The sequence below is a fragment of the Streptomyces sp. NPDC018031 genome (genome assembly GCF_044327625.1).
GTDB lineage: Bacteria > Actinomycetota > Actinomycetes > Streptomycetales > Streptomycetaceae > Streptomyces.
Genome location: NZ_JBIRFT010000001.1, coordinates 1,133,330 through 1,145,325 on the forward strand (window position 1 = coordinate 1,133,330; position 11,996 = coordinate 1,145,325).

The 11,996-nt window shown below is 72.7% G+C and carries 11 protein-coding genes; 4 read left to right on the forward strand and 7 right to left on the reverse strand.

Annotated elements, in window-relative coordinates:
* Positions 1-146: 146 nt before the first annotated feature.
* The 4 genes from ACH4B3_RS04715 to ACH4B3_RS04730 form a co-directional block, all read right to left on the reverse strand.
* Positions 147-1,277 carry a GuaB3 family IMP dehydrogenase-related protein gene (locus ACH4B3_RS04715; RefSeq protein ID WP_398461246.1) on the reverse strand — a complete coding sequence of 377 codons (1,131 nt, stop codon included), beginning with the start codon at positions 1,275-1,277 and terminating at the stop codon, positions 147-149.
* A 134-nt stretch (positions 1,278-1,411) separates the two neighbouring features.
* On the reverse strand, positions 1,412-2,914 hold the full coding sequence (gene guaB / locus ACH4B3_RS04720; protein WP_398461247.1) for an IMP dehydrogenase: 1,503 nt from the start codon (positions 2,912-2,914) through the stop codon (positions 1,412-1,414).
* A gap of 146 nt (positions 2,915-3,060) precedes the next feature.
* Positions 3,061-3,663 (reverse strand): sigma-70 family RNA polymerase sigma factor, encoded by a 603-nt coding sequence (locus ACH4B3_RS04725; protein WP_398461248.1) that lies wholly within the window; start codon positions 3,661-3,663, stop codon positions 3,061-3,063.
* 515 nt (positions 3,664-4,178) lie between these two features.
* Positions 4,179-4,790 (reverse strand): response regulator transcription factor, encoded by a 612-nt coding sequence (locus ACH4B3_RS04730; protein WP_003948568.1) that lies wholly within the window; start codon positions 4,788-4,790, stop codon positions 4,179-4,181.
* A 390-nt stretch (positions 4,791-5,180) separates the two neighbouring features.
* Here ACH4B3_RS04730 and ACH4B3_RS04735 point away from each other — a divergent pair, with 390 nt between their 5' ends.
* Positions 5,181-5,495 (forward strand): WhiB family transcriptional regulator, encoded by a 315-nt coding sequence (locus ACH4B3_RS04735; RefSeq protein ID WP_398461249.1) that lies wholly within the window; start codon positions 5,181-5,183, stop codon positions 5,493-5,495.
* A 110-nt stretch (positions 5,496-5,605) separates the two neighbouring features.
* On the opposite strand, the gene ACH4B3_RS04740 is transcribed toward ACH4B3_RS04735, so the two are convergent.
* Positions 5,606-6,517 (reverse strand): LysR family transcriptional regulator, encoded by a 912-nt coding sequence (locus tag ACH4B3_RS04740; protein WP_398461250.1) that lies wholly within the window; start codon positions 6,515-6,517, stop codon positions 5,606-5,608.
* 371 nt (positions 6,518-6,888) lie between these two features.
* Between ACH4B3_RS04740 and ACH4B3_RS04745 the strand changes: the two genes are divergently transcribed.
* The 3 genes from ACH4B3_RS04745 to ACH4B3_RS04755 all read left to right on the forward strand — a co-directional run bounded on the left by ACH4B3_RS04745 (position 6,889) and on the right by ACH4B3_RS04755 (position 9,309).
* Positions 6,889-7,551 carry an MOSC domain-containing protein gene (locus tag ACH4B3_RS04745; RefSeq protein ID WP_398461251.1) on the forward strand — a complete coding sequence of 221 codons (663 nt, stop codon included), beginning with the start codon at positions 6,889-6,891 and terminating at the stop codon, positions 7,549-7,551.
* 85 nt (positions 7,552-7,636) lie between these two features.
* Positions 7,637-8,440 (forward strand): SDR family NAD(P)-dependent oxidoreductase, encoded by an 804-nt coding sequence (locus ACH4B3_RS04750; RefSeq protein ID WP_398461252.1) that lies wholly within the window; start codon positions 7,637-7,639, stop codon positions 8,438-8,440.
* A gap of 170 nt (positions 8,441-8,610) precedes the next feature.
* The gene (locus tag ACH4B3_RS04755; protein WP_398461253.1) at positions 8,611-9,309 is read left to right on the forward strand and encodes an ester cyclase; all 699 of its coding nucleotides are present in this window, start codon (positions 8,611-8,613) and stop codon (positions 9,307-9,309) included.
* A gap of 268 nt (positions 9,310-9,577) precedes the next feature.
* Here the strand turns inward: ACH4B3_RS04755 and groL are convergent, their stop codons facing one another.
* Both groL and groES read right to left on the reverse strand, forming a co-directional pair.
* The gene (gene groL / locus ACH4B3_RS04760; RefSeq protein WP_398461254.1) at positions 9,578-11,206 is read right to left on the reverse strand and encodes a chaperonin GroEL; all 1,629 of its coding nucleotides are present in this window, start codon (positions 11,204-11,206) and stop codon (positions 9,578-9,580) included.
* 157 nt (positions 11,207-11,363) lie between these two features.
* Positions 11,364-11,672, reverse strand: coding sequence for a co-chaperone GroES (gene groES / locus ACH4B3_RS04765; RefSeq protein ID WP_014178834.1), 309 nt, complete (start codon positions 11,670-11,672; stop codon positions 11,364-11,366).
* Positions 11,673-11,996 lie beyond the last annotated feature (324 nt).

Below are 11,996 nucleotides of genomic sequence, written 5' to 3' on the forward strand. Positions count from 1 at the left end.
GCGGCGCACCGGACGCACGGGCGTGCCACGGCGCACCGGACCCCGGGGCCCTGCCGCATGTGCTGCGGCCCGCGGGCGGCAGCACACGCGAGCGGGGCCCCGGCCGCCATGCGGCCGGGGCCCCGCTCGCGTGCCGGGGAACCCGGTCAGCGCTTGTCGTGCTGGGCCGACGGCGCCACCGTCACCTCGACCCGCTGGAACTCCTTGAGCTCGGAGTAGCCGGTGGTGGCCATCGCACGGCGCAGCGCACCGAAGAAGTTCATCGAACCGTCCGGGGTGTGCGAGGGGCCGAGCAGGATCTCCTCGGTGGTGCCCACCGCGCCCAGGTTCATCCGCTTGCCGCGCGGCACGTCCTCGTGGATGGCCTCCATGCCCCAGTGGTGGCCGCGGCCGGGCGCGTCGGTGGCGCGGGCCAGCGGGGAGCCCATCATCACCGCGTCGGCGCCGCAGGCGATGGCCTTGGGCAGGTCCCCGGACCAGCCCACCCCGCCGTCGGCGATGACGTGCACATAGCGGCCGCCGGACTCGTCCATGTAGTCGCGGCGGGCCGCGGCCACGTCGGCCACCGCGGTGGCCATCGGCACCTGGATGCCCAGCACGTTGCGGGTGGTGTGCGCCGCGCCGCCGCCGAACCCGACGAGGACGCCGGCCGCGCCGGTGCGCATCAGGTGGAGGGCGGCGGTGTAGGTGGCGCAGCCGCCGACGATCACCGGCACGTCGAGTTCGTAGATGAACTGCTTGAGGTTGAGCGGCTCGGCCGCGCCGGAGACGTGCTCGGCGGAGACGGTGGTGCCGCGGATGACGAAGATGTCGACACCGGCGTCCACCACGGCCTTGGAGAACTGGGCGGTGCGCTGCGGGGAGAGTGCCGCGGCCGTGACCACCCCGGAGTCGCGCACCTCCTTGATCCGCTGGCCGATCAGCTCCTCCTTGATCGGCTCGGCGTAGATCTCCTGCATCCGGCGGGTGGCGGTGCGCTCGTCCAGCTCGGCGATCTCGGCCAGCAGCGGCTCGGGGTCCTCGTACCGCGTCCACAGACCTTCGAGGTTGAGCACGCCGAGGCCGCCCAGCTCGCCGATGCGGATGGCGGTCTGCGGCGACACCACGGAGTCCATCGGCGCGGCCAGGAACGGCAGCTCGAAGCGGTACGCGTCGATCTGCCAGGCGATCGAGACCTCCTTCGGGTCCCGCGTGCGGCGGCTGGGGACGACGGCGATGTCGTCGAACGCGTACGCCCGGCGGCCGCGCTTGCCGCGCCCGATCTCGATCTCAGTCACGTTGTGTGGCCTTTCCCTGATGTGTCTGCGGTTCCAGTATCCCCGACAGACGTGCGGGAGCCCGCGACTGTCCACAGCCGCGGGCTCCCGGTCGTACGGTCATGCGGTCTCACGGACCGTGGCGACGGCCCGTCTCAGCGGCGCGAGTAGTTCGGCGCCTCGGTGGTCATCTGGATGTCGTGGGGGTGGCTCTCCTTGAGCCCGGCCGCGGTGATGCGGACGAAGCGGCCCTTGTCCTGGAGCTCCCGCACGGTGGCGGAGCCCACGTACCCCATGGAGGCGCGCAGCCCGCCGACCAGCTGGTGGGCGACCGAGGCCAGCGGGCCGCGGTAGGGCACCTGGCCCTCGATGCCCTCGGGGACCAGCTTGTCCTCGGAGAGCACGTTGTCCTGGAAGTAGCGGTCCTTGGAGTAGGAGCGGGCCTGGCCCCGGGACTGCATGGCGCCCAGCGAGCCCATGCCCCGGTAGGACTTGAACTGCTTGCCGTTGATGAAGACCATCTCGCCCGGCGACTCCTCGCAGCCGGCCAGCAGGCTGCCCAGCATCACGGTGTCCGCACCGGCCGCGATGGCCTTGGCGATGTCGCCGGAGTACTGCAGGCCGCCGTCGCCGATGAGCGGCACGCCGGCCGCCTGGCAGGCGCGCGCGGCCTCGTAGATCGCGGTGACCTGCGGGACGCCGATGCCGGCCACCACCCGGGTGGTGCAGATCGAGCCCGGGCCCACGCCGACCTTGACGCCGTCCGCGCCCGCGTCGATCAGCGCCTGGGCGCCGTCCCGGGTGGCGACGTTGCCGCCGACCACGTCGACGCTGATGTTCGACTTGACCTTGGCGATCATGTCCAGGATGCCCCGGCTGTGGCCGTGCGCGCTGTCCACCACCAGGAAGTCCACGCCCACCTCGACGAGCGCCTGCGCCCGCTCGTAGGCCTCGTCGCCGACCCCGACCGCCGCGCCGACGATCAGCCGGCCCTCCGCGTCCTTGGCGGCGTTCGGGTACTGCTCGGCCTTGACGAAGTCCTTGACCGTGATCAGGCCCTTGAGCACCCCGGCGTCGTCGACCAGCGGCAGCTTCTCGATCTTGTGGCGGCGCAGCAGCTGCATCGCGTCCTCGCCGGAGATCCCGACCTTGCCGGTGACCAGCGGCATCGGGGTCATGACCTCGCGGACCTGGCGGCTGCGGTCCAGCTCGAAGGCCATGTCGCGGTTGGTGACGATGCCCAGCAGCTTGCCCGCCGGGTCGGTCACCGGGACGCCGCTGATGCGGAACTTCGCGCACAGCGCGTCCGCCTCGTAGAGGGTGGCGTCCGGGCGGACCGTGATCGGGTCGGTCACCATGCCGGACTCGGACCGCTTGACCAGGTCGACCTGGTTGGCCTGGTCCTCGATGGACAGGTTGCGGTGCAGCACACCGGCGCCGCCCTGGCGGGCCATGGCGATCGCCATCCGGGACTCGGTGACCTTGTCCATGGCCGCGGAGAGCAGCGGGACGTTGACCCGAACGTTCCGGGAGATACGGGACGAGGTGTCGACCGCGTTCGGCAGCACCTCGGAGGCGCCCGGCAGCAGCAGCACGTCGTCGTACGTCAGCCCGAGCATGGCGAACTTCTCAGGCACTCCGTCGACGTTGTCAGTCATGACACCCTTCCAAATGGTCTTGCCCGGACGCGGACTCCCATGCTAACGGCCACCACAGGTGTCTCATTCCACGACCGCTGAGGACCGCGTCACTTGTAGGTTCGTATGGTTCGCGCGCCGGGCACCGCCGGGCGGCCTCCGTCGCGCTACTGCTCGGCGAGGGCGCGCAGCCTGCTCAGCGCCCGGTGCTGGGCGACCCGTACCGCGCCCGGCGACATCCCCAGCATCTGTCCGGTCTCCTCCGCGGTGAGACCGACCGCCACCCGCAGCAGCACCAGCTCGCGCTGGTTCTCCGGCAGGTTGGCCAGGAGCTTCTTCGCCCACTCCGCGTCGCTGCTGAGCAGCGCCCGCTCCTCCGGGCCGAGCGAGTCGTCCGGCTGCTCCGGCATCTCGTCCGAGGGCACCGCGGTGCTCCCCGGACGGCGCATGGCGGCGCGCTGGAGGTCGGCGACCTTGTGCGCGGCGATGGCGACCACGAACGCCTCGAAGGGGCGGCCGGTGTCCCGGTAGCGGGGCAGCGCGCAGAGCACCGCGAGGCAGACCTCCTGGGCCAGGTCGTCCACGAAGTGCCGCGCGTCGCCGGGCAGCCGGGACAGCCGGGTGCGGCAGTAGCGCAGGGCGAGCGGGTGCACATGGGCGACGAGCAGATCGTGGGTGGCGCGCTCGTCCCCGTCGACAGCGCGGCTGACGAGGGCGCCGATCTCGTCCGGGCCCGAGGCCGCGGACCCCGGGTTCTCGTCGTCACGCATCGGTCCATGGTGCCTTGGCATCAAACGTTCCACGGCACCGCCCTCGTAGTTGTGCACCGAACCGTTACGCGCCGGTGTCTTCGCACTCACGTCCCGCGCCTCCCCCTTTCGGGTATGCCCAACCCAGCGCCCGAAACTCCACCGACGGCGTGCGGCCATGCCACGCTCCGTCGGACAGGGCCCGTCCGTCATGAGGTCCGTCCGGCCGGGCGGCGCGCCTCGGCCGGTGCCGGGGAGGGGTCACACCTCAAGGATGCGGCATCCGAGAAGGTTTCGGAGGGTGTGGCCGGCGCGGACGGGGACGCGGCGCCGGCCGGCTCGCCGGCGGTTCGCGTCGCGGCCCCGCCCCCGGGTGCCCGGGGCGGCGTCCGCCGGGGCCCGGGGACCACCGCGGGGTCCGGGGGCGCCGGGGGCGCTTGGCCGGCTTCGGGGTCCGGGCGCCGCCCGGGTCCGGCGGGCGGCGCGGGTGCCACGGGGCCGGGCCGCCGGTCCGGCGGCCCGGGCTCCGGCGGCGGTCAGCGGACCAGGCCCCAGCGGAAGCCGAGGGCGACGGCGTGCGCCCGGTCCGAGGCGCCCAGCTTCTTGAAGAGCCGCCGCGCGTGGGTCTTCACGGTGTCCTCGGAGAGGAACAGCTCGCGGCCGATCTCGGCGTTCGACCGGCCGTGGCTCATGCCCTCCAGCACCTGGATCTCGCGGGCGGTCAGGGTCGGCGCGGCACCCATCTCGGCGGAGCGCAGCCGCCGCGGGGCCAGCCGCCAGGTCGGGTCGGCGAGCGCCTGCGTCACGGTGGCCCGCAGTTCGGCACGGGACGCGTCCTTGTGCAGATAGCCGCGGGCTCCGGCGGCGACCGCGAGCGCGACCCCGTCCAGGTCCTCGGCGACCGTCAGCATGATGATGCGGGCGCCCGGGTCCGCGGAGAGGAGCCGGCGCACCGTCTCCACGCCGCCGAGCCCGGGCATCCGTACGTCCATCAGAATCAGGTCCGAGCGGTCGGCGCCCCAGCGGCGGAGGACTTCCTCGCCGTTGGCCGCCGTGGTCACACGCTCGACGCCGGGCACGGTCGCGACCGCGCGCCGCAGCGCCTCTCGGGCAAGCGGGGAGTCGTCGCAGACGAGGACGGATGTCATGGCCGCCCTCCGCAGCTGATGCGCGTCACCTTGAGCCTCCAGGCTGGTACGTATCGTCACCTGAGCGATTGACCGCTTCGGACACCCGTCCGAGAGCTTTACTCATCAACCGCCTCCGCACTCTCAACGACGGTCACCCGAAAGAGTTACGGGATTCGGCGGCCACCTCGGACACTCTACGTGAGGGGCCGGACACAGAGCAGCTTCATCGCGCCTGTCGCCCTACTTCCTGAGACATGCCCTGTTCAGCGGCATTTGACGAGTTTGCTTCCCATCTGACGTCATGTGTGGCTAGATTCGCAATGAGTCATATTTTCATCTGCTTACACAATGGATGTACGGTCTTGAGGAATGCGTCCACACCAGATCGCATCGAGGGGATAAGAAGCAATGGCCGATTTCTCCCGCCTGCCCGGTCCCAACGCCGACCTCTGGGACTGGCAGCTCCTCGCCGCGTGTCGCGGGGTCGACAGCTCACTGTTCTTCCACCCCGAAGGAGAGCGCGGCGCCGCCCGGAGCGCCCGTGAAAACTCGGCCAAGGAGGTCTGCATGCGCTGCCCGGTACGCGCCCAGTGCGCGGCGCACGCCCTCGCCGTCCGGGAGCCCTACGGCGTCTGGGGCGGCCTGACCGAGGACGAACGCGAAGAACTCATGGGACGCGCCCGCCACCGGGTGATCGCGGCGTCGGGCGTCCACAACCCCTGACGGTCCGCCCCCGGAGCGTCCACCCCCGGAGCGCCGCGCCGAGGAATCCCCGCCGAACCGCCGCGCGCGCCCGCCATCCCCTCCCGCACGGACCGGCCCCGGCCGGAGGGTCAGCGAACGGCGGCCTTCTCCAGCCGCTCCAGAGTCGCCGCCACGGCCGGCACCCGCTCCAGGTCCGGCAGCGTCAGCGCCACCACCTCCCGCTGCACCACGGGCTCGACCCGTACCGTGCGGGCGCCCTTGACCCGCACCGACTCCAGCGTCAGCTCGGGCAGCACCGCCACCCCCAGCCCCGCCCCGACCAGCCCGATCACCGCCGGGTAGTCGTCCGTGGCGAAGTCGATCCGCGGCGTGAAGCCCGCGCTCTCGCACACCCGCACCAGATGACGGCGGCACCGCGGGCAGCCCGCGATCCACGACTCCCCGGCGAGGTCGGCGATGTCCACCGAGTCCGCCCCGGCCAGCCGGTGGCCCGCCGGGACGACGCCGACCAGCCGGTCGGCGAGCAGCGGGCGCACCACCAGGTCGTCCCACTCGGTCTCGGCCGCCGGGTCCGGACCGGGCACGTCGGGGTAGCGGAAGGCCAGCGCGATCTCGCAGTCACCGGCGCGCAGCATCTCCGCGGAGCGCGGCGGCTCGGCCTCGACCAGCGACACCCGGGTGCCGGGGTGCGCCGCCCGCAGCTCGGCGAGGGCGGTCGGCACCAGGGTCGAGCTGCCGCTGGGGAAGGAGGCCAGCCGGACCCGGCCGGCCCGCAGCCCGGCGATCGCCGCGACCTCCTCCTCCGCCGCGGTCAGCCCGGCCAGGATGCCCGCCGCGTGCCGGACCAGGGACTCGCCGGCCTGGGTGAGCCGCATCTCCCGCCCGGTGCGGACCAGCAGCGGGGTGCCCACCGACTGCTCCAGCGCCTTCATCTGCTGGCTGACGGCGGGCTGGGTGCAGCCGAGGTCGCGGGCCGCGGCGGAGAAGGAGCCGGTGGCGGCGACCGCGCGCAGCACCCGGAGATGACGAGCCTCGATCATGCTTCGAGCATAAGCACACCTTGGGGGGCTACCGGAAACCACCGGCGCCGCTTTGACGCCGCCGACCGCCCTCCGTCCCCGTTCCCCCGCACCGCCCGCACCGCCCGCACCGCCCGCACCGCCGGCACCGCCGGCACCGCTCGCACCGCCGGCAGCCCTCCGCCCCGGCTCCCCCGCACCGCCGGCCCTGCCCGCCCCAGGCGCCCCGCCCGCCCCGGACGCGCCGGCGGCCCGGCCCGCACCGGACGCCCCGCCCGCCCCCGGCCCGGGCGTCCCCGCACCGCCCGCACCGGACGCCCCGCCCGCACCGGCGGCCCGGCCGCCGGGAACCCGTTCGCCGCCGCTGGGCGGCGTGGCCTACCGTGCCGCTCATGCATCTGCTTTCCGTGAACCGCGCCCGCCCGCTGCCCGCCGACTACACCGACCGGCCCTTCACCGGGATCGACAAGCGCCCGGTCGCCGGTCCGGTGGCGGTGGCCGCGCCCGGCCCGAAGGGCACCGGCGGCAGCGGGGTGGCCGGGGACACCATCGGGGACCTGCGGCACCACGGCGGTGACGACCAGGCCGTGTACGCGTACGCGCGGGAGGACCTGGACGAGTGGGAGCGGGTGCTCGGCCGGGAGCTGCCCGCCGGCGTCTTCGGCGAGAACCTCACCACCGTCGGCGTCGACGTGAACGGCGCCCGGATCGGTGAGCGCTGGCGGATAGGGGCGGACCTGCTGCTGGAGGTGACCTCCCCGCGCATCCCGTGCCGCACCTTCGCGGGCCGGCTGGAGGAGGGCGGCTGGGTGAAGCGGTTCACCGAGGCCGCCGTGCCGGGCGCGTACCTGCGGGTCCTGGCGCCGGGTGAGATCCGGGCCGGGGACCCGGTGGAGATCGTGCACCGGCCGGACCACGAGGTCAGCGTCTCCTTCATGTTCCGCGCCCTCACCACGGAGAAGCACCTGCTGCCCCGGCTGCTGGCGGCCGGCCCGGCACTGCACCCGCAGAGCCGGGCGAAGGCCGAGGAGTACCTGGAAAAGCACGGAAGCTGACGGACCACCACATCCTCCCTGGTGGGCGGCTTCCGCACCGGCCCTGACCGGCCGGGCGCGGGACGGGCACGGCTACCGTGCGTCCATGACGACTGCACTGATTACGGGTTCCACGGCGGGCATCGGCGCCGCCTTCGCGCGCCGGCTCGCCGCCCGGGGCACCAGCCACGCCCAGGGCCACGGCGGCGGGCTCGACCTGGTGCTGGTGGCCCGGGACGAGAAGCGGCTCCGCGAGCAGGCGGCCGAACTGCACGACCGGCACCGGGTGGAGGTCGAGGTGCTCCGCGCCGACCTGTCCCAGGAGGAGGGGATCGCCGCCGTGGAGGCCCGGCTGGCGGACCCCAGGCGGCCGGTCGACCTGCTGGTGAACAACGCGGGCTTCGGTCACCGCGGCGCCTACCTCGACGTGCCCATGTCGGAGGAGCTGACGATGCTCAAGGTGCACTGCGAGGCCGTGCTGCGGCTGACCACGGCGGCCGTCCGGCCGATGGGCGAGCGGGGCCGGGGCGGAGTGATCAACGTCGCCTCGGTCGCCGCGTTCCTGCCGCGCGGGACCTACGGCGCGAGCAAGGCGTGGGTGGTGCAGTTCACCCAGGGTGCGGCGCGGGACCTGGCCGCCTCGGGGGTGCGGCTGATGGCACTGTGCCCCGGCTTCGTGCGGACCGAGTTCCACCAGCGCGCCGGCATGGCCACCGACAACGTGCCCGGCTGGATGTGGCTGGACGCGGACCGGCTCGTCACCGCCGCGCTCAAGGACTTCAACCGCGGGCGCACCGTCTCCGTGCCCGACCCGCGGTACAAGGCGCTGATGGGGCTGGCGAAGCTGGCGCCGCGGAACGCGCTGGGCGGGATCAGCGCGCGCACCGGCCGCCGGTACGGGCCCCGCTGAGGCGCCGGCCCGGCCGGGCGGGGCGCCGGGCCGGGCGGAGCGGGACGCGGCGGGGCGCCGGGCCGGTCCCGGTGCCCGGTCAGTCCCGGTGCCCGCGGCGCACAGGCGGACCCGACGCCACCGGCATACCGCCATAAACTGACCATGAGGCCTCTACGCGAGGAGGTGCCATGACCTTCGTACAGATCATCGAGTGCAAGACCGACAAGGTCGAGGACCTCAACCGGCTCATGGACAGCTGGGTCGAGCAGACCCGCGGCAAGCGGACGGCCACCCACTCCGTCGTCGGCCGGGACCGTTCGGACCGCTCACACGTCGTGGAGATCGTGGAGTTCCCGTCCTACGAGGACGCGATGCGGAACTCGCAGATGCCGGAGACCGACCGGATCTTCCGCGAGATGGTCGCGCTCTGCGACGAGATGCCCACGTTCACCGACCTGGACGTGGTCCGCGACGAGCAGCTCAACAAGGCGACCGCCCGGCGCTTCTACCAGGAGGTCGCGGTCGGCGGCGACCTGGACCTGATCGACGAGCTGCTGACCGAGGGCTACCGCGACCACGACCCGATCAAGGACCGGGAGACCACCGTCGGCCGGGAGGCCATACGGCAGGACGTCACCGGCTGGCGGTCGGCCTTCGACTTCGACTTCACCATCGACGACCAGCTGGCCGAGGGCGACCAGGTGGTCACCTGCTGGACCTGGCGGGGCACCCACCACGGCGAGTTCATGGGCCTGGCCCCCTCCGGCAAGCGGTGCACCATGACCGGCACCACCCAGTTCCGCTTCGCCGACGGCAGGATCGCCGAGGGCCGGTGGAACTACGACCTGTTCGGGCTGATGCGGCAGCTGGGTCTGGTGGCGAGGTGACCGGGTAGCCCCGGCCCCCGCCCTCGGCGACCGGCTCGCGGCGGGCCGTCGCGTGGCAGGCCCCCGCCCCGCGGCGGCCTGCCACGCCGGGCCCGGCCCCCCGCGCGCCCCGGCGCGCCGGGGTGTCCGCACGGCGGGTCGGGCGCGCCGCGGCCCGCTACGCGACAGGCCCGGTGCCCCCGCGACGGGGGCACCGGGCCTGAACGCTCGCTCGCGTCACCTTCTCCGGCGTCAGCCGGTCCGGTTCTCCGGCGTCAGCCGGTCCGGATCAGTGCGAGTGGCCGTGACCGTGGCCGTGACCGGCCTCAGCCTCTTCCTCTTCCTTCTTCTCCACCACGAGGGTCTCGGTGGTGAGCAGCAGGGAGGCGATGGAGGCGGCGTTCTCCAGGGCGGAGCGGGTGACCTTGACCGGGTCGATGACGCCGGCCTTGACCAGGTCGCCGTACTCGCCGGTGGCGGCGTTGAAGCCCTGGCCCTTGTCGAGCTCGGCCACCTTGGAGGTGATCACGTAGCCCTCGAGGCCGGCGTTCTCGGCGATCCAGCGCAGCGGCTCGACGGCGGCGCGGCGGACCACGGAGACACCGGTGGCCTCGTCGCCGGAGAGGCCCAGGTTGTCCTCCAGCACCTTGACGGCGTGGACGAGCGCGGAGCCACCGCCGGAGACGATGCCCTCCTCGATCGCGGCGCGCGTCGCGGAGATGGCGTCCTCCAGACGGTGCTTCTTCTCCTTGAGCTCGACCTCGGTGGCGGCACCGACGCGGATCACGGAGACACCGCCGGCCAGCTTGGCCAGGCGCTCCTGGAGCTTCTCGCGGTCCCAGTCCGAGTCCGTGGCCTCGATCTCGGCCTTGATCTGCGCGACGCGGCCGGACACGTCGTCCGTGTTGCCCGCACCGTCGACGATGGTGGTGTCGTCCTTGGTGACGGTCACGCGGCGGGCGGTGCCCAGCACGTCCAGACCGGCCTGGTCGAGCTTGAGGCCGACCTCCTCGGCGATGACGGTGGCACCCGTGAGGGTGGCGATGTCACCGAGGATCGCCTTGCGGCGGTCGCCGAAGCCGGGGGCCTTGACGGCCACCGCGTTGAAGGTGCCGCGGATCTTGTTGACGACCAGCGTGGACAGCGCCTCGCCGTCGACGTCCTCGGCGATGATCAGCAGCGGCTTGGAGCCACCCGCCTGGATGACCTTCTCCAGCAGCGGCAGCAGATCCTGGATGGAGGAGATCTTGCCCTGGTTGATCAGGATGTACGGGTCGTCCAGGACGGCCTCGAGGCGCTCCTGGTCGGTAACGAAGTACGGGGACAGGTAGCCCTTGTCGAAGGCCATGCCCTCGGTGAAGTCCAGCTCCAGACCGAAGGTGTTGGACTCCTCGACGGTGATCACACCGTCCTTGCCGACCTTGTCGATCGCCTCGGCGATCAGCTCGCCGACCTGCTTGTCCTGGGCGGACAGCGCGGCGACGGCGGCGATGTCGGACTTCTCGTCGATCGGGCGGGCGGTGGCGAGGAGGTCCTCGGACACGGCCTTGACCGCGGCGTCGATGCCCTTCTTCAGGGCGGCCGGGGAGGCGCCGGCGGCGACGTTGCGCAGGCCCTCGCGGACCAGCGCCTGGGCCAGCACGGTGGCGGTGGTGGTGCCGTCACCCGCGATGTCGTTGGTCTTGGTCGCCACCTCCTTCACGAGCTGGGCGCCCAGGTTCTCGTACGGGTCCTCGATCTCCACCTCACGGGCGATGGTGACGCCGTCGTTGGTGATGGTCGGGGCGCCGAACTTCTTGTCGATGACGACGTTGCGGCCCTTGGGGCCGATCGTCACCTTCACGGTGTCGGCAAGCTTGTTGACGCCACGCTCGAGGGCGCGACGGGCGTCCTCGTCGAACTTCAGGATCTTCGCCATGGGAGCTCTCTTCGGGTCCTCTTCTTGCGGTTCCGGCCGCGGCAGCGGCGGCCGTCACCGCCTCGGAACGCGAACTGCGCCCCGGCCCCGGCCACGCAGTGAGTGAACACAGCAGACGCAGGGACCAGGGGCGCAGTTCAGGGCAGTCTTCGGTGACTTACTTCTCGATGATCGCGAGCACGTCGCGAGCCGAGAGGACGAGGTACTCCTCGCCGTTGTACTTCACCTCGGTGCCGCCGTACTTGCTGTAGAGCACGACGTCGCCGACGGAGACGTCGAGCGGAAGACGGTTGCCGTCCTCGAAACGGCCCGGGCCCACGGCGAGGACGACGCCCTCCTGGGGCTTCTCCTTCGCGGTGTCCGGGATGACCAGGCCAGAGGCCGTGGTCTGCTCGGCGTCGAGCGGCTGGACCACGATGCGGTCCTCGAGCGGCTTGATGGCAACCTTGGAGCTGGCGGTCGTCACGATCCGACCTCCCCCTTCGGAGATCTCACGGGGTTAACTGATCTGAGGTGGCGACCAGGTGGATCCGTCGTCGCGGGTGCCGGACCTGCCCGTCGCTGTGTTTGGCACTCCCCACTGAGGAGTGCCAGCCCTGAGCCTAGGACGCGGTTAGCACTCAGTCAACTAGAGTGCCAATTCGCCGGGCGCGTCTTTCGAACCGCGCGCCCCCGGGACGCGCCGCGCCGGCCGCCCCGTCGGCCCCCACCTGCGGGAACGGCGGCCGCGGCGGGCGATCGGGCGGTTCACCCGGAGGAACGCGGGAGTCGGCGGCCGGGTTCCGGGCGG